Here is a 17,105-nt window from a genome sequence, read left to right as displayed (position 1 = left end):
TAATTGATTTTTAAAGTTATTCCGCTTTTATCACTACTGGCATTTTAAAAGCAGTAGACACCGGGATACCGCGTTTACTGGCGGGATAGATTTTAGGTAAAGAATCGATACTTTCTCGTAACCAACTTTCTATTTTTGGTAATTGATTGGTTACTGTGCTATCGATTACTGAAATAGAATCTATTTCTGGTTTTCCTTTTTTGGTAACTTCAAGATAAATAAAAATAGTATCATCGATACTTTTACTTACTATGGGCTGCTGTTTTTCTAAATATGCATAGATATTTTCTGCAACTTTGGTTTCAAAACATCGCTTAGCGGCAGCAAGTTCGGTTTCTTGCTGACAATTTTCAAAGGCCGGATATTCATCGACTTCTTTCCAATTAAGGGCTCTGGATTCCTGCTCTAAAACCTCTTCAGAAGAGATTTTCTTAGTCTCAAAATTGCAGGAAATAATTAATAATACTAAAACTGGAAGTAATCTTCTTTTCATCAAATCTTCGGCTTGTAACTTCAAAAATAATCAAATTGCGCTTAACCCCAAGATTAGATGAATTTTATACTAATTTTCCTGCGTCGCCAGATCGGTAGATTTGCCCTCTACTTTAGCTAAAGAATCTTTTGTTTCGGCTTTCTCTATTTTTTCAGCTAACATGTGCTTTTTTTCCTTTAAATCGCTAATTCTATTTTTAGTTAAATACAACATATCTTTCGCGAGATAGTTAGGATCATCTCCATAATATTTATTCCAAAACGCCTGATAATAATTTATTTTGGTATCCAGATCTTTAAAATAATTATCGGCAGCAACTGCGCGCTCATACATTGCCCTAATATGGTCTGGATTTTCTTTTAATGCCTTCTGAAACCAATCAAAAGCTTTCTTGTGTTCTTCCAAATTTTTATAAGTCAATGCTAAACTAAAATACTCGGCTTCCATTGGCTGATCTTTAATTTTAATTGCCATAAGAAGATGTAATTCTGAATTTTGAAAATCCCCGTTTTGCGCATATATTTTCCCTAACAGATAGTGCGTACCAGAATTTCCCGGTTCATACAATAAAGCCTGCTTATAATTTTCAATAGCTTTTTCGAAATTACCGTCTTTATAATACGCAAAGGCCAGTTTTGAATGAATAAATTCACTCCCCTGCCCCAATGCTATAATCTTTTCGTAATGCGGAATAGCCTGATAAAATACCGCCATTACAGAATAGGTTTGCCCTATGATAGAATGTAAAGAAACGTTGTTTTCATTTTTTTCCAATCCAATTGTTGCAAATGCGATAGCTTCTTGATATTCCTTATTTTTAAGTCGATCTTTGGCTAATTTGTAAAGTGCATTTTGGTGATATTTATCAAGTTCTTGTGTTTTTGAGAAGTATACCATAGCAATGCTATCATTTTCCATTCTCTCGTTAGCCAATCCTCTCGAATAATAAAATTGTGCATTCTTAGGAAAACGACTGTTTAATTTAGTAAAAAGACTATCTGCTTTTTGAAACTCACCTAAACTCAATAGCGCTTCTCCATAATTTAAAGCAGTTAAAACACGAGTAGAATCTTTATGTAATATCTTCTGATAAGTTTTTAATGCTTCAGTATCATTATTATTTGCTTTGTAATACTTAGCCAAATCTGCCAGTATTCTTACGGAGGAAGTATCTTCTTTTTGCATTAAAGTAATAGCTTCCTCGTATTGACCTACGGCGTATAAACTATCGGCAACTTTGGTATTAGATTGGGCTAAAACACTTATTGAACTAAAAACGAGGAATAATATCAAAATGTGATTTCTCATAACTTGATTTAAAACTAAAGAGCCTCTAATGGAGTTGAGGCTCTTTTGTTATACATATTTATTTAGAATCATCTGACGCTGGCGGTGGCGGTGGAGGCAAATCACTTACTTTTTCAGCAACCCTTCCTTCGGTATCTCCTCCTTTTTGAAAAACTATTGGCAAAGAATAAACAACACCGGCAGGCTTTCCTCTTTGTTTCCCTGGTATCATTCGCGGAATTTCACTTACTACTCTCTTAGCTTCTTCTTCTAATTCAGGTAATGGTCCCCTAGCCTTAATATCTATAATATTCCCACTTTCATCTATTTTAAACTGAACAAGTATTCGAGCGATAGTTCCATCTTCAATTAAGTCTTCTCCAATTTTCGTATCAAAATTACTTGCCACAAATTTTGCTATTTTATCAGACATACATGTTTTACGTGCTTCATTAGTTTTCAAATCCTCGCAATCAGAAAATACGGGAACCTCATCAATAACAGAAAATGGCACATCTGTACCCAATGAAGAATTAAAAGGCTCAACTTCAACCACATCTTTCTTTTGGTTGCTTCCTAACATTTTATCTTCAACTTCTTTCAGTTGGGTAACTAATTGAATCTTCTCATCTGAAGTCAGATCATCCCTACTCTCTATTTTTGAGATTAGGTTATCAATATCATTTGATGGGTTTTGCGATGCCACATCACGATCATCAGAACAGGATACGTAAATAAGCATCATCGCTAATACTGGCACCACCAGTAAAAACTTGAATTTTGCAATTGTTTTTGATTTTGTCTTCTGTAACATAACTATTCGTTTTTTGATTAATGATTGATTAAAAAATTGATTGGTAAATGAAAAATTTTGAGTTTCAAAAGCGCTATTGAGCAACTGATTAAAATAATGCTTTTTAGAGGTTTGTTTTAGAACCTGCTCGTCGGCGATAAACTCATGTAATAGAGCTATTCTATTCTGAAAAACATATACCAAAGGATTAAACCAGAATAGTACTTTTAGCATTTCAAAAAACAACAGATCGAAACTGTGTTTTTGCGATACATGAATAAGCTCGTGTGCTAAAATCTGTTTTCGTTCTTCGACTGAAATTTCGCTTCCTAAAAAAACAGTTTTTAGAAAGGTAAACGCCATTCTGGAATTAGGAATTTCAATAATTCTGAAGTCTTTTTTCTCTTCAGCTTTATACTGAAACAGCTTTCCTAATACGCTCCATCTCTTAAAGAAAAGCAGCAAACTAATTAAAGATCCTAAGCCATACAATACCAACCACCAATTTATTGCTGTTGTCTTTTCAGCTTTAATATGTACCGTAGGTAATTGTTCAACTTGCGGCTGGTTACCTCCTATAAATACCTCGGGTAATTTGATCGTATTATTAATTGCCGTAACGGTAGATGCAGGTAACACTTCAGAAAATACACTAAAACTAGCAAAAGGAAGCGCTAATGATAACACGGGAGTTAGCAAAAGATAGCAACGGTTAGCTGTAAAGAAAGTTTCCTTTTTCAGAAACAATTCATACACCAGCAAAAATGCTAATTGAAATAATATTATTTGTAGTAAATATCTAAGCATCACTATTCCTCTTTATTAATTTCTTTTAAAATGGACTCCAAATCTTTGGTATCCATTTCGTTCTTCTTCATAAAAAAAGAAACCATAGTTTTAAAAGAACCATTAAAGTAATTATTGATGAGCTTGTTCATACTCTGGTCGCTATAAGTCTCTTTCTCGACAATAGGAAAATAGATATATCCCTTCCCCTTTTTTCGATGATCTACAAATTCTTTGTTTTCTAATATTCTAACAATTGTAGATACCGTATTATATGCCGGTTTTGGCTCTGGCATTTCTTCGATGATCGTTGCAACATTGGCTTCTTTTAGTTGCCAAAGAATCTGCATAATATCTTCTTCTGCTTTTGTTAATTGCTTCATCACAAATATTTTAATAGGGTCTTTTAGTAATTGATGAAGCTAATATAAACTAATCATTTAGTTTAAACTAATGTATTAGTTGTAAATTTCAATATTTAACATTTTAGGTGTTTATTATAAGAATAAAATTCAGAATTAACTTTAATAGAAAACTAACAATAATGATTTTAAAATATTCTATATTGAATTGACAAAAATTAGACAGATCCCATTATTATGAAACAGTCTCAGGACCCGAAAAAATTGCCATCAGCAATCGAAAATCTTGAAGTATTAAAGGAAAAATTCAGCACTAACAAACCACTTATTTTTTTGGATTTTGATGGTACTTTGGCGCCCATCGTAGAAAATCACGAAGATGCAGGAATGGATAATGAGACTAAAGAAATTGTAAAGCAACTATCCGAAAACTATGCTATTGCCGTAGTTAGTGGTCGAGGTTTAAGTGATGTTCGCAATAAGGTGGGCTTAAAGGATATTTATTATGCCGGCAGTCACGGATTTGAAATTGCAGGCCCTAAAAATTTTGAAAAGGATAATGAGGAAGCGCAAAAAATGCTTCCGGTTTTTGACAAAGTTGAAGAAAAACTTCAAGAAAAATTGAGTGCTATTAAAGGCGTTCGATTTGAACGTAAAAAGTTTACTTTAGCTATTCATTACCGCCAGGTTTCCGAAGAAAAAATCTCAGAATTTCATTCTATTATTGAAAATGTAGTTTCAAATTATTCGAATTTACATAAAGGTGACGGTAAAAAAGTAGTGGAAATAAAACCTAATATCGATTGGCACAAGGGGAAAGCTGTAAATTTTCTTCGGAAAGAATTAAGTACAGCAACCAATCCTTTTTCTATTTATCTTGGTGATGACACGACAGATGAAGATGCGTTTAGAGAAATGGAAAACGGCTACGGAATTTTAGTGGGAGAGCACGGAAATGATTCTTATGCCGATTATCGTGTTGAGAACATTACAGAGGTTAAACGCTTTTTAAAAGAGTTACTTTAATAGTTTAATAATCATAAAAACTCATGACATTAATCCTTATTACTTTAGCCGTGATTTTACTAATTGTAGGAATCGTTGGCAGTATTTTACCTGTACTTCCCGGTGTACCAATTAGCTGGTTAGGATTATTGGCGTTTTACTTAATCCCTGGTATAGAAATCGATTATTGGTTTCTTGGGATCACATTAGTTGTTGCCGTTACTATCTATATTCTGGAAATGGTGATACCTGCCATGGGCACTAAAAAATATGGCGGTAGCAAAGCGGGAATGATTGGTACAACCGTAGGACTAATCGTTGGAATTTTTACGCCAATCCCCTTTGCGATATTAATTGGTCCTTTTGTAGGTGCATTTATTGGCGAAATCGTAAATAAATCTGATTCAAAAACAGCATTACGTGCTGCTTACGGAAGCTTTATAGGATTTTTAGCTTCTACTTTTATGGAATTTATGGTTGCTCTTATTTTCTTTGTTCTTTTTCTCTATAAAGGTTGGGGGTATCGCGATTTTCTTTTTGGTAATAGTTAGTTTCAGCTTAAATAAAACGGGGAATAGAAATATCAAATTGGGTAGATTTCGTTTCCCTTTCTGAAGTAATTTCTATTTGCCCTCCCATAGACAAAACCAAATAACGCGCTAATTTTAATCCCAAACCGTAGGCATCCACACCAACCAAACTTTCTTTAGCCTTCATGTTCGAGCTCATGATATCTTCAATAGATTCCTTAGAGAGACAAGCACCATTAGCCTGTACCTGAATACTAAATTTTGCCATATCTAAAATACTAGTATTTTTTAATCCCAATACTACTTTTATTGTTGAATGATCACTACTGAATTTTATTGCATTAGATATCAGATTCCCTGCTACCTGAATAATACTCTGTTTCGAGAATTTCAAATTTTGATTTCCTGCCAGTAATTCAATATTTAATTTTATATGTTTTGTATCTCCTAAACCGGAATATAAAGCTATAAGCTTATCCTTCAATGAGGTCAATGTAATACTTCCTTTTTCATAGTGTAGAAAATCACTACTATTCTTCTCTAAAGTATTTCCAATAATATCAATCAGCTCGGAACTGCTTTGACCTGCAAGACTAAAATATTGCTTTAGCATAGATGGATCGTCTTCCCCTTCAGCAAGTTTACTTAAACCTAAAATACTGCTAACAGGACCACGAAGTTCGTACCCAAGTTCTCTTTGTGCAGAATGCATATCATGAAAACGACGATTAATCTCAGTCATTTTCTTTAAACCTTCCAGCTTTTCAATAATTTCAGCACCAATTAGTTTTAACATATAACGCTGGTCTTTTGAAATTTCCTGTTTAACTTCATCGATAACACATAAAGCGCCAATGGCATTTCCTTCAGAAGATTTTAAAGGAAGTCCCAAATAATAGCAATACTTTTCATCTAACGGCACATCAAAACGATCATCATCCCTAAAATTGTCGACTTCAAAAAACCCATCTTGACCTATGGTATATTGACAAACCGATTGCTCTCTTCGCATCACAGCAGTCCCCATGCCTGTGGCTGCAATAGACCATTGCCAATAAGAGTCTAAAATATTCACTAAGCACAAATTGGCCCCAGTAATCTTTGATGCCATATTTGTTAAATTTTCAAACAGTTCCTGAAGGCTCTGATAATCTAGATCAAGTTGAGAAACTTCAAGAACTCTTTTAAACTCCTCTTCGGAAGAATCATTTGGTGCTATCATAATACAAATTAATGAACGCATTAAAGTACACAAAATCAAACATATATACAACCTTAATATCTCGCTCACCCTACAATTCATTAAAATTACACCAATCCAAAACATCTCTATAATTTAAACAATATTGTCTTTCAGATAATTTATGTTAATAGCATAAAATATCCTAACTACATTATTAACAAAGGTTTATAAACTGATTTACGCATCATATTAGTTTGGTTAACTAATTTTACCTTCAAAACCAACAAATACTTTTGTTATGAAAAAGAACCTAATTAAATTATCTGTATTGGCCTTTGGCTTTACAAGTATTATAAGTCTGTCATCATGTAAAAACTCAGAATCAGATTCTAAAGAGAATACTGAAGGAACTGAAGAGATGGATATGCAAAATGAAACAACAGACAACTCTTATCCTACAAATGCTACGGCAGAATATTTAACCTATGTAGAGCGTGGGGGTGATCTTGATGACAATGTGGAACAAAAGCTTTATACCAAAGAAGCACTAAATAAACTAGCTGCTGCTGTTGAGGAAAAATCACAAGATCTTAATGCCAAACCTAATGATAGCTTAAATTCTATTACGGCTGAAATTGATGGCAATACAAATGAAATTGATACTACTATAACTGCAGATAATCTATATAGCAAAGGACAGGTTATTGTAGGAGTGTTAGAAAACTTACAAAAAGACAGCTATCCCGAATTATCGGATGAGGTTATGGAATTAAAAGAAAGTTGGAAAAAGTTAAAAGCCGCCAAAAAAACTGATTATAAAGATGCTAATGTAAGCGCATTTTTTGATGAAGCTGCAGATTTGTTAGAAGATATGGTTACTGAAACTCCTAACGGAAATGTTTCCGCAAGTTATACTGGCAAAGATTCTACTCTTTACAGTAAAAAAGCAGATACCATTGAAGTAAACAAATAATAGAAATATTTCTTAGGAAAAAATTAAAGCCGCCTTTGGTGGCTTTTTTTATTGCTTTAATTTAGAAACCACTCTAAAATATAAGGCGCTAGTAAAGCTGTAATTATACCGTTAATGCACATTGCCAAACCGCTATAAGCTCCTGCAGATTGGTTTATTTCGAAAGCCTTAGCTGTTCCTATACCGTGTGCTGCCGTACCCAAAGCAGATCCAATGGCCTTTTTATTTTTGATTCCTGTTATTTTTAAAAAATATGGACCTATTGCGTTTCCTAAAATACCAGTTGCAATCACAATACCGGCCGTAATTTCTGGTAGCCCGCCTGTTACCTTTACGATTTCAATAGCAATAGGAGTAGTAACAGATTTTGCAACTAACGAACGACTTAAGATTTCAGGAGTATTCCATAAGATTAAAATCGCCAATACACTAAATATCCCTGCAATTCCTCCCACAAAAACAGAAAGTAAAAAAACTTTTAGATCTCGTTTTACTTCTTCTATTTTTTCATAAAGAAATACGCCCAATGCTACTACCGAAGGCCCAAGGAAAAAACTTATATATTTTCCTCCCTTATTATAAGTTTCAAAATCGATATTAAAAACGAACAAAACCGCTACTATTATTAAAACAGAAATGAATACGCGATTAAAAATGACAAAATTGAATTTTCTTCTTACTATTCCTGAAAAAAAATAAGCAATTAGAGTAAGGGTTACGCCAAAAATTGGTTGAATTAAAAATGGCTTCATTTTTTGTCCAATTTTTGAAATAAAAAACCTGTAATATAAATAGAAATTAAAGTACTAAAAACAACCGCAGTTGTGACAGGTATCCAAAAATCAGCAATCAAACCGGTATAAGCCATCAATCCAACACCGTAGGGAATAAAAAAGATTACCATATATTTTACTAACATATCTGAAGCTGGTTTTACATCTTCTAACTTTATGAAATTAAAAAACAAGGCCAAAAAAATTAGCAGCATAGCTATAATATTACCAGCTATGGGTAAACTAAATTGATATTGAATTAATTCTCCTAAAAGTAAAAATCCAAAGATATAAATAAGTGATTTCAGCATTACTCGTATAAATCATTTACATCTGCATGATGCAATTCAATTAAAAAATCGGCTACTTTTTTGGCAACAGCTTCAACAAATTTTTTGCCTTTTTCAGCTGTCGCCTTTTTTGGGTTTCCAACTCCGGTATCTTTAGTAACTTTAGTCCACTTCCTTTGGCTGGTTACCCACCCCTCTTTTAGACCTTTTAGTTTGTAATTTTTAGCATATCCATCCCCGGCTTCCTCAAGTGGCAATACCAATTCAGGCTTAAAATGCATTACTGCTGCAGTTTCAAGCTCTCCTGCATGATCGCCAGGTTCATCAAAATAATCTTTTGCGTCTATCGATTGAAACCAGTTTAGACTGCAAACGAATACCTCTGGAAAATCTAAACTCAGTTCACGAATAATCGGTTTGAAGTTGTTCCCGCCGTGAGCGTTAAAAATAACTAGCTTCTTAATGTTATGTTTGTCCAAAACCTGAAGTGTATCTTTTAAAATAGCATATTGCGTTGAAGGATTGATATTCATACAAAAAGGCACATCCATTTGGCCTGTGTTTACTCCAAACGGAATGGTTGGCAATAAAAGAGGTTTCGCAGCTTGATCCCAGGCAATTTTACAGGTTAATTTTGCAATTTCTTCAGCAAGAATATTATCGGTAGCATAAGGTAAATGATAGTTGTGAGCCTCGGTCGCTCCCCAAGGCAAGATCGCTATTTCGTAATGTTCATCTTTTACGTTTTTGTAATTAGTTTCTGCCAGGATATAGGGACGCATATTTTAAACTTTTCTGAAAGATGAATTTACAATATATAAATTCAGTAACCCAAAATGAAAGATGCAGATTTTTTTATATCATGATTAAGTTTACGAACTTTGGAGGCAACGCTACAAAACAAAGAATGCTGGATTTTATAATAATTGGTGCGGCGCAAGCCGGTCTTGCTATGGCATATTACCTGAAGCAAGCTGGATATAATTTTATTATTTTGGATAAAGAGGAAGAAATTGGCGCTTCATGGCTCAATCGATGGGATTCTTTAAAATTATTTACTCCAACCGAGTTTAATCACCTTCCGGGAATGGATTTCCCCTCAGAGAAAGGACATTATCCTTCGAAAACTGAAGTCGCTAATTACTTTAAATTGTATGCTGAAAAATTCGATTTTCCAATTCAGCTAAACACATTAGTCACTTCAGTTTCTAAAGAAAAATCTACTTTTTTTATCACCACTGAAAAAGAAGAACTTAAGGCAAAAAATGTGGTAATTGCTACGGGGCCATTTCATATACCTTATACTCCGCCTTTTTACAAAAAAATAGACAAATCGGTTTTTCAAATTCATAGTAATTTTTATAAAAACCCCCTTCAATTACAAGAAGGAAATGCATTGGTAGTTGGTGCGGGAGATTCTGGGTTTCAAATTCTGGATGAAATTTCTTCCACCAATCGAAAAACTTATTTCTCTGGGGCAACAGATGTTAAAGTACTTCCGCAGGAATTATTAGGAAAAACTTTGTGGTGGTGGTTTTCTAAAACCGGCTTTCTTAGCTTCAGTAAAGATTCTTGGATCGGAAAAAAAATTAATAATAGTAAACAACCCATTATTGGTACCGATGTGAAGGAAATTTTAAGCCGAACAAATGTAGAAGCTGTTGGTAAAACTTTAGATGCCGAAGGAGAAATTATTTCTACGGAAGAAAAAGAGATTTCTGATATTAAAAATATCGTTTGGGCAACCGGATATCGTCCCAATTTTGGCTGGATTGATGGTTTAGAACTAACCAAAGATGGCTACCCGAAACATAAACGTGGCGTAAGCAACACAAAAGGCTTATATTTTATAGGCCTCCCGTGGCTGCATACCCGTGGATCGGCAACCTTGGGAGGTATAAAAAATGATGCAAAATATCTTTCCGATTTTATTGAAAATCAAATTTCCTGATGTTTGTAATTTTCTGATGGTAAGACCAAAAATGGAATTTTCACATTATAAGCTACCTCATGCACTAAAGAGCTGAATAATAATTTTTCGATAAATGTATGTTTGTTTTTTATCATCACCAGCATTTCAACTGGATTCTGTTTCTGGTATTCTTTTAAAGCTTCCATAACGCTATCCCGGTTTATTCTACCAAAAACATAGCCATTCTCATCAAAATACTGTTGCAATGCTACTTTAGCCTTTTCTTGATTTTCATCTAAATCTTTCCCAAAACTTACATTAAGAATATGTACAGTAGATTGAAATTGATCTATAATATTTTTTAGAAACCATAAATCATAAGATTCAAAGTCTAATTTTAAATCATTTGGAAAGAGAATATTTTTTGGCTCAGAATAAGCTGCACCAGCAGGAATTGCCAATAATGGACATTTAGCAGCTTTTATCGCATGTACCGTATTGGTTCCAAAAAGCATTTCACTGCCATCTTGGGCGCCTTCAGTTCCCATTATAATTAGATCGATTTCTTGTTGGGCTACTCGTTCTTTAATCTCTTCATGTAGCATTTTAAAAGTAGAAACTAATTCAAATTCATGGTATTTATTGTGAAACTCTTCTTCAATCCGCTTTAGAAAACGAGATAGATTTTTAGTAGAGTTTTCTTTATAAACTCCATACAAGCTACTGTAAATTATAAAATCTGCATTATAGAGTGTATTCAGCAAAATAAATTTAGTGCGCGAATTTTTAAATAACTGCAAAGCATATTTGATAGCATTATAGGAATTTTCTGAAAAATCGGTTGGTAAAAGAACAGTTCTCATATCTAATAATTTTCATCTAAATTACGAATATTGAGATTGATGAATTATGATAATTATCAGATTAAAAATAGAATTAACAGTGCGTTGTGAGACTTAGAAAATTTTATAACTATTTTTTGTACCTGTAGTGAAATACTGTTTAAAATGGAAAGAGAGGCAATAGATACAAAAAAAGAACACAATCCTTTTACTCTTAATTTGAAAGGATGGTGGGAGGTGATTAAACAGATTAAAAATGAAATTGGCGAAGATAAGGTAAGCATTGTATCTGCAGGAGTTGCCTTTTATGCATTTTTAGCGGTCTTCCCCGCAATTATGGCACTTATCTCTATCTACGGCCTAGCCACCGATCCCCAGGATATAGAAAGACAAATTAGCGAGCTCTCTGCAATGATGCCCAAACAAGCATTTGAAATTTTACAGCAACGTATCCATGTTTTTCTAGAATCGCATGGTGATAAATTGGGATGGGGAACATTATTTGGAATTTTATTTAGTATTTGGAGTGCAAATAAGGGAACAAATGGATTATTAACCGGTGTAGATATCGCTTATGATACCGAACAAGATCACAATATTTTTAAACAGTATTTAATGGCTTCCATATTTACAGTTGGAGGACTTGCTATGCTAATCTTAAGCATGGTGCTTATCGTTGGATTCCCTGCACTGGTACATAAAATTGGATTACCAGAATATTTAGAAAATATTATTAGTTGGTCGCGATGGTTAATATTAGCTGTTTTAGTCTGCATTTTTTTATGCATGGTATACAAATTTGCACCTGCAAGAAAACAACCCGCACTCCGCTGGGTGATTCCTGGCGCTATATTTTCTACGCTTGTGTGGTTAGCTGCTTCTTACGGTTTTTCTTTTTATGTGAGTAATTTTGGTAATTATGGTGAAGTTTATGGCTCAATATCGGCGGTGGTTGTACTACTACTTTGGCTATATATTACCTGTTTCATAATTCTTCTGGGAGCCGAAATTAATACTGAAATTGTAGATTATCTAATTAATGAAAAATTAAGTAGCGAGGAATAAACTGAGGTTTTTACAGTTAAAGCATTCAATAAAAAGAATTTATTATTTTTTTATGATTTAAAATGAAAATTAACTAAATTTAATAAGAAATATTTATTAAAGCTAGTGATTATGGAAAATGATGCATTCAAAGAAATTAATACTGAATATAGAGTATCCAATTTTGTAGTTGGTAATTGCCTTTCTTACCATAAACACAATCCCAAGAAATTAGTAACCTCTAAAAAGATAGATACCCTAAAATTTAAGGCTAAATTTTTAAAGCTGAAAAAGAAAAAAGTACCTACGCATTCTATTTCAGTAAATCGAATACTTTTTACTTGTGGCTACAAAGTGATCAAAAACACTTCTTACATTCTAAATTAAACCACAATTATTTTCATGTTTAACTTTATCGCTTTATCTTTAAACAAAAGATAGAGTATGAAAATTTCAGAAAAATTTAATCTATCCGAAAGGCAAGTCGATCGTGTGATCGCCATGGCCTGGGAAGATCGCACTACATTTGAAGCGATTGAATATCAATTTGGACTTACAGAAAAGGATGTTATAAAGTTTATGCAAGAACAAATGCACCCAAGAAATTGGAGAAAGTGGCGTGCACGAGTTCAGGGTAGAAAAACGAAACATCAAAAATTAAGAAATTTTGAGTCTGGTAGATTTAAAAGTACTAGACAAAGACATATTACTGGTAACCGACTTGCTAAACCAAAAAAATAATGGCACCAGAAAACGATTATAACCTATCCTCATTAGACTTATTTTTAAGTAAGAAGGATACTAGCTATAAAAACTTAGCTATCCAACAACTTCACCCTCTCACAAGTCTCGATATTTTTGCTAATCATTCCGATAGAATTAGAGATAAAGCTCGTAAGAAAACCGAATTAGCGTCTTTAATTAACTTAAGCAAAAAATATAACTGGAACACCAATTTAGATTTTGTTTTAGAGGAAGATTATGAAGCGATGGTGCTTACCAAAGCAGATCAAACAATTCTTTGGACAAACAAAGGCTTTTCTGCAATGACAGGATATCCCGCAAATTTCGCGAAAGGTAAAAAACCTAATTTCCTTCAGGGAAGCAAAACATCTATAGCAACAAGAAAGAAAATTAGAAAAAAAGTATTTTCTGAAACTAGCTTCTCTGATGTGCTTTTAAACTATCGGAAAAATGGTGAGGAGTATTTATGCAGAATTGATATTTATCCTTTAAAAAACAACACTAAAAAGGTAACGCACTTTTTGGCTTTAGAGAAAGAAATTTATGACAATTGAAGAGCGAATAACCAAATCCAAAACAAGCCTTTTTAAAGCTGTTTTTCCAAACACCACAAATCATTACGACACCCTCTTTGGAGGTACTGCCATGCAAATGATGGATGAAGTAGCTTTTATCACTGCTACTAGATTTAGCCGGCAACGTATGGTAACCGTGAGTAGTGATCGGATTGATTTCCAAAAACCTATTCCTGCTGGCACTATTGTAGAACTTATTGGTAAAGTAGCCCATGTTGGAAATTCCAGTTTAAAAGTAAATGTCGAGATCTTTATTGAAGAAATGTACTCAGATCATAGAGAACAGGCCGTAAAGGGAGAATTTACCCTTGTAGCAATAGACAAAGACAAAAAGCCAGTGCCTTTACAACTATAAAAAAGCCATGATAAAATTGAATCATGGCTTCAAAAATATTCGGGGCAAAAAAGTGAATTATTTAGTTGTAAAATAAACGGCGGGAACATCAGATATCTTCTTTTTATTTCTGATATCCGAAATCTTAAAAAGCTTATTAAATAGAACTAAAAGCTGATTTTAGTAAAGATCAATAAGCGTTTTATATTATTATTCCTCACTATTAAAAAACATGCTCTCATAATATATACGGACTTTTAGATAAAAAGGTTTCAAATTAAATTTATTCAGAATAAAAATCAGGCAAAGACTTAAATCATCCTTAATTCAATAAAATAAACAAAGTTGCTTTTAACTTAGGTTTATCAAAAGATTAAGAATGAATTACATCATAATCGTCAAAAAAATGCCTTCTTTCATAGTAGATTTAAGAAGTGAAACTGAACTAAACGAGCGGGCAAAATATGATACTGAAGGACAAAGTAGCTTTTATTACAGGAGCAAGCAGTGGCATTGGGAAAGCCATTGCTATAAAATTATCTAAGGAAAACTGTAAGATAGTATTAGCGAGTAGAAATATAGAAAAGCTTAAGGAAATCCAGAAGGATATAAAAACCGAAAGCCTTCTAGTTGAAATGGATGTAAGCCAAACCGATAGTGTTGCTAATGGATTTAAAAAGGCAGTAGCAAAATTTAAAACTATTGATATTCTAGTGAATTCTGCAGGCGTAATGCCACTAACTTATTTAAAAAACAGGCATTTAGATGAATGGCTACAAACCATTGAAGTAAATGTAAAAGGAACATTAAGATGTATCCATGCAGTTCTTCCGCAAATGAAAAGTAACGAAAGTGGGCATATTATAAATATATCTTCTGTCGATGGCAAGGAAGTTTACGAAGGTGGTGCTATCTATGGAGCTTCTAAATCGGCTATCATTACATTATCCAGAGCGATGAGAATGGAACTTTCTCCCGATTATAATATTAGAGTAACCTGTATAGAACCAGGAACTGTAGAAACAAATCTTAGAGATAACATTACCGACGAAGAGCTTCTTAATGACAAAAATTACGATAATGACGAAGAACCTAAACTGCAATCTAAAAATATAGCAGATGCAGTAATTTACGCTTTATCTCAACCAGACAGCGTGAATGTGAACGAATTATTAATTAAACCAACAGGAAAATCATAAACAATTTAAATATGAAAGAACAAGTAAGATCAACAGGAAAATGGATAGCGGGATATTTAGCAGCAAAGGCTGGTAAAAAAGTTGTAGCAAAAAGCGGATTAATAGGATTAGGATTTGGAGCCGCAGCCGGTGGTGCTTATATAGGATACAAGCTTCTAAAAAAATTAAAAAGACAAGAAGATATTAGCCACAACAACCACGAAATTAAGGGAGAAAAGAAAATTGTTGTATAACAACCACTTCCTTTTAAAATATAAAAAAAGCCAGATTCATTCTGGCTTTTTTTATGCTTCATTTATAAGAATCAATATATCTAGCTTCAACTAATCATGAACACTTATCACAAAGTCCTTTTACCACCAGATTCGCATCGGTAGCTTTAAAACCGTTAGGCAGACTAATATTGGGTATGGTTTGATCGGTAAGACATTGCGTTTCCCCACATTTAGAACAATGAAAGTGTAAATGCAATTTATCACTAACATTACCTTCTTCTGATGTTTGCAGCGCATATTTTGCTATACCGCTACCGTCTTCAATTTTATGTACCAGACCTTTTTCTTCAAACAATTTCAAACTTCTAAAAAGCGTGGTGCGTTCAGTTTTATCAAAAGCTGCTTCAATATCATTTAAGCTCATCGCTAAAGATTCTTGCGCCATAAATTTATACACCAACAAACGTACTGCTGTCGGCCTAATCCCTTTTGCTTTTAAAATATCTTCTATTTTTTGCATACTATTAATGTTCGTGGCCGCCTTCGCCTTTATTCATTTCTGCCTGCAAATAATAAGCATTATTTAAAGCAAATTTTGCGCCTTTCTCTTCAGGGTTCATAAATGTAATACTTATCCAGTCGCCATCTTCAATACCAGTTTTAACTTCAACAGGAGAAAAGATCCATTTGTCATTATTTTTTTCAGCTTTAAAAATAAAATCTCTACCGTTCTCAGTAAAAATAGCTGCTGTTGGCAAAGCCTCAGTTTCATTATTTTCAGTAATAATTCTTCCCGTAAGATACATTCCGGGAATTAAGTTTTTAGGCTTATTTTCAATTTCAGCATGAATATGAACAGCTTTGGGATTTTCTTCAAACGCCTGCCCTACCGAGATGATTACGGCTTCCATTTCTAAATCGGGTCTTGATTTTAAAGAAATCATCACTTTTTGCCCATTTTCGACATTTTGGATGTCTTTTTCAAAAACCATTAAATCTGCATGAACATCGTTGGTATTTAGTATTTCGAAAAGTTCGGTTTGCGCATCTACATACTGTCCCGTTTTTACATTCACTTTTTCAACAGCACCGTTAATCGGACTAATTATAGGAACTTGTTGGTAAATCTTGCCTTGGATGATCTGCTTTGGATTGATATTTAGCAATTTTAGTTGCGCTTTTAAACCACTCGTAGCTTGTTTTGCATTCTGAAATTCGGTTTCTGTAATCTGAAATTTTTCTCCGGAAGACACCCCGGCATCATAAAGCTTCTTTTGGCGTGCGTATTCTTTTTCTTTAAGTTGAAATTGATTAAATGCATTTAAAAACCGAGTTTGAATATCCACAATTTCAGGATGAGAAATATAGGCTAATACCTGTCCTTTATTTACCGGATGCCCTTCAATCACCTCGATACTTTTAATGTTTGCCCCGTAAACTGTAGTTACCGAAGCCTCATTTTGCGGCGGTACTTCTAATTGTCCATTCGCTTTTACCATCCCTGCCATATTTCGAAGCTTTACTTCACCAATTTCTATGGCTAAAGCATCAAATTGTGAGGCACTAATTTCAACTCCGTTTAATTCTTCATGCGAATTTTCTTCAGCATTAATTTTTGAAGTATTCGATTTCTCTGCAACTTCTTTCGTTTCAGCATTTCCGCAGGCTATTAAAAAGCCCAATGCAAGCAAACTTATAATTGAATATATTTTCATTGATTTTCGTTTTATTTTATTTTCAGCAATTCACTAAAAAACTAATGTGA

The 17,105-nt window shown here is 33.5% G+C and carries 22 protein-coding genes; 11 read left to right on the top strand and 11 right to left on the bottom strand.

Annotation, left to right across the window (positions count from 1 at the left end):
- Positions 1–16: 16 nt before the first annotated feature.
- The 4 genes from PBT89_RS02310 to PBT89_RS02295 form a co-directional block, all read right to left on the bottom strand.
- Positions 17–493, bottom strand: a complete 477-nt coding sequence (locus tag PBT89_RS02310; RefSeq protein WP_270063222.1) for a hypothetical protein — start codon at positions 491–493, stop codon at positions 17–19.
- A 69-nt stretch (positions 494–562) separates the two neighbouring features.
- Entirely contained in the window at positions 563–1,801 is a 1,239-nt protein-coding gene (locus PBT89_RS02305) for a tetratricopeptide repeat protein (RefSeq protein WP_270063221.1), read from the bottom strand.
- Between the two features lie 58 nt (positions 1,802–1,859).
- On the bottom strand, positions 1,860–3,380 hold the full coding sequence (locus PBT89_RS02300; RefSeq protein ID WP_270063220.1) for a M56 family metallopeptidase: 1,521 nt from the start codon (positions 3,378–3,380) through the stop codon (positions 1,860–1,862).
- A gap of 2 nt (positions 3,381–3,382) precedes the next feature.
- Complete coding sequence (locus PBT89_RS02295) at positions 3,383–3,742, bottom strand: BlaI/MecI/CopY family transcriptional regulator (protein ID WP_270063219.1); 360 nt, start codon at positions 3,740–3,742, stop codon at positions 3,383–3,385.
- Between the two features lie 216 nt (positions 3,743–3,958).
- On the opposite strand from PBT89_RS02295, the gene otsB reads away from it, so the two are divergent.
- Both otsB and PBT89_RS02285 read left to right on the top strand, forming a co-directional pair.
- Positions 3,959–4,747, top strand: coding sequence for a trehalose-phosphatase (gene otsB, locus PBT89_RS02290; RefSeq protein ID WP_270063218.1), 789 nt, complete (start codon positions 3,959–3,961; stop codon positions 4,745–4,747).
- A gap of 23 nt (positions 4,748–4,770) precedes the next feature.
- Positions 4,771–5,277, top strand: a complete 507-nt coding sequence (locus PBT89_RS02285) for a DUF456 domain-containing protein (RefSeq protein ID WP_270063217.1) — start codon at positions 4,771–4,773, stop codon at positions 5,275–5,277.
- A gap of 7 nt (positions 5,278–5,284) precedes the next feature.
- On the opposite strand, the gene PBT89_RS02280 is transcribed toward PBT89_RS02285, so the two are convergent.
- The gene (locus PBT89_RS02280) at positions 5,285–6,478 is read right to left on the bottom strand and encodes a GAF domain-containing sensor histidine kinase (RefSeq protein WP_270063216.1); all 1,194 of its coding nucleotides are present in this window, start codon (positions 6,476–6,478) and stop codon (positions 5,285–5,287) included.
- 259 nt (positions 6,479–6,737) lie between these two features.
- Here PBT89_RS02280 and PBT89_RS02275 point away from each other — a divergent pair, with 259 nt between their 5' ends.
- Entirely contained in the window at positions 6,738–7,412 is a 675-nt protein-coding gene (locus PBT89_RS02275) for a hypothetical protein (protein ID WP_270063215.1), read from the top strand.
- A 56-nt stretch (positions 7,413–7,468) separates the two neighbouring features.
- On the opposite strand, the gene PBT89_RS02270 is transcribed toward PBT89_RS02275, so the two are convergent.
- Genes PBT89_RS02270 through PBT89_RS02260 form a run of 3 tightly spaced genes read right to left on the bottom strand, consistent with a single transcriptional unit; the run spans position 7,469 to position 9,257 of the window.
- A complete protein-coding gene (locus PBT89_RS02270) occupies positions 7,469–8,164 on the bottom strand; it encodes an LrgB family protein (RefSeq protein WP_270063214.1) in 696 nt (231 codons plus the stop codon).
- Positions 8,161–8,496, bottom strand: coding sequence for a CidA/LrgA family protein (locus PBT89_RS02265; protein ID WP_270063213.1), 336 nt, complete (start codon positions 8,494–8,496; stop codon positions 8,161–8,163). Before PBT89_RS02265 ends, PBT89_RS02270 begins: the two co-directional genes overlap by 4 nt.
- Positions 8,496–9,257 carry a creatininase family protein gene (locus PBT89_RS02260; protein WP_270063212.1) on the bottom strand — a complete coding sequence of 254 codons (762 nt, stop codon included), beginning with the start codon at positions 9,255–9,257 and terminating at the stop codon, positions 8,496–8,498. The genes PBT89_RS02265 and PBT89_RS02260 overlap by 1 nt, the downstream gene beginning before the upstream one ends.
- 125 nt (positions 9,258–9,382) lie before the next feature.
- Between PBT89_RS02260 and PBT89_RS02255 the strand changes: the two genes are divergently transcribed.
- Complete coding sequence (locus PBT89_RS02255) at positions 9,383–10,426, top strand: flavin-containing monooxygenase (protein WP_270064291.1); 1,044 nt, start codon at positions 9,383–9,385, stop codon at positions 10,424–10,426.
- Here PBT89_RS02255 and PBT89_RS02250 read toward each other — a convergent pair.
- Positions 10,414–11,250 carry a universal stress protein gene (locus tag PBT89_RS02250; protein ID WP_270059369.1) on the bottom strand — a complete coding sequence of 279 codons (837 nt, stop codon included), beginning with the start codon at positions 11,248–11,250 and terminating at the stop codon, positions 10,414–10,416. The two genes, PBT89_RS02255 and PBT89_RS02250, sit on opposite strands and share 13 nt — an antisense overlap.
- Before the next feature lie 144 nt (positions 11,251–11,394).
- Between PBT89_RS02250 and PBT89_RS02245 the strand changes: the two genes are divergently transcribed.
- The 7 genes from PBT89_RS02245 to PBT89_RS02215 all read left to right on the top strand — a co-directional run bounded on the left by PBT89_RS02245 (position 11,395) and on the right by PBT89_RS02215 (position 15,358).
- Positions 11,395–12,294 carry a YihY/virulence factor BrkB family protein gene (locus PBT89_RS02245; RefSeq protein WP_270063211.1) on the top strand — a complete coding sequence of 300 codons (900 nt, stop codon included), beginning with the start codon at positions 11,395–11,397 and terminating at the stop codon, positions 12,292–12,294.
- Between the two features lie 111 nt (positions 12,295–12,405).
- On the top strand, positions 12,406–12,660 hold the full coding sequence (locus PBT89_RS02240) for a hypothetical protein (RefSeq protein WP_270063210.1): 255 nt from the start codon (positions 12,406–12,408) through the stop codon (positions 12,658–12,660).
- Positions 12,661–12,717: 57 nt separating this feature from the next.
- Positions 12,718–13,014 carry a TIGR03643 family protein gene (locus PBT89_RS02235; RefSeq protein WP_270063209.1) on the top strand — a complete coding sequence of 99 codons (297 nt, stop codon included), beginning with the start codon at positions 12,718–12,720 and terminating at the stop codon, positions 13,012–13,014.
- Complete coding sequence (locus PBT89_RS02230; protein ID WP_270063208.1) at positions 13,014–13,571, top strand: PAS domain-containing protein; 558 nt, start codon at positions 13,014–13,016, stop codon at positions 13,569–13,571. Before PBT89_RS02235 ends, PBT89_RS02230 begins: the two co-directional genes overlap by 1 nt.
- On the top strand, positions 13,561–13,947 hold the full coding sequence (locus tag PBT89_RS02225) for an acyl-CoA thioesterase (RefSeq protein WP_270059374.1): 387 nt from the start codon (positions 13,561–13,563) through the stop codon (positions 13,945–13,947). The genes PBT89_RS02230 and PBT89_RS02225 overlap by 11 nt, the downstream gene beginning before the upstream one ends.
- A gap of 443 nt (positions 13,948–14,390) precedes the next feature.
- Positions 14,391–15,125 carry an SDR family oxidoreductase gene (locus tag PBT89_RS02220; RefSeq protein WP_270063207.1) on the top strand — a complete coding sequence of 245 codons (735 nt, stop codon included), beginning with the start codon at positions 14,391–14,393 and terminating at the stop codon, positions 15,123–15,125.
- A gap of 11 nt (positions 15,126–15,136) precedes the next feature.
- The gene (locus PBT89_RS02215) at positions 15,137–15,358 is read left to right on the top strand and encodes a hypothetical protein (RefSeq protein ID WP_270059376.1); all 222 of its coding nucleotides are present in this window, start codon (positions 15,137–15,139) and stop codon (positions 15,356–15,358) included.
- A gap of 94 nt (positions 15,359–15,452) precedes the next feature.
- On the opposite strand, the gene PBT89_RS02210 is transcribed toward PBT89_RS02215, so the two are convergent.
- Both PBT89_RS02210 and PBT89_RS02205 read right to left on the bottom strand, forming a co-directional pair.
- Positions 15,453–15,860: a Fur family transcriptional regulator gene (locus PBT89_RS02210; RefSeq protein ID WP_270059377.1), complete on the bottom strand. Its 408-nt coding sequence runs from the start codon at positions 15,858–15,860 to the stop codon at positions 15,453–15,455.
- Positions 15,861–15,864: 4 nt separating this feature from the next.
- The gene (locus tag PBT89_RS02205; RefSeq protein WP_270063206.1) at positions 15,865–17,055 is read right to left on the bottom strand and encodes an efflux RND transporter periplasmic adaptor subunit; all 1,191 of its coding nucleotides are present in this window, start codon (positions 17,053–17,055) and stop codon (positions 15,865–15,867) included.
- Between the last annotated feature and the right edge of the window lie 50 nt (positions 17,056–17,105).

It is taken from the genome of Zunongwangia sp. HRR-M8, assembly GCF_027594405.1.
Classification (GTDB): domain Bacteria; phylum Bacteroidota; class Bacteroidia; order Flavobacteriales; family Flavobacteriaceae; genus Zunongwangia.
The sequence above is the reverse complement of the archived record's forward strand: the minus strand, read 5'-3'. Positions and strand labels throughout refer to the sequence as shown.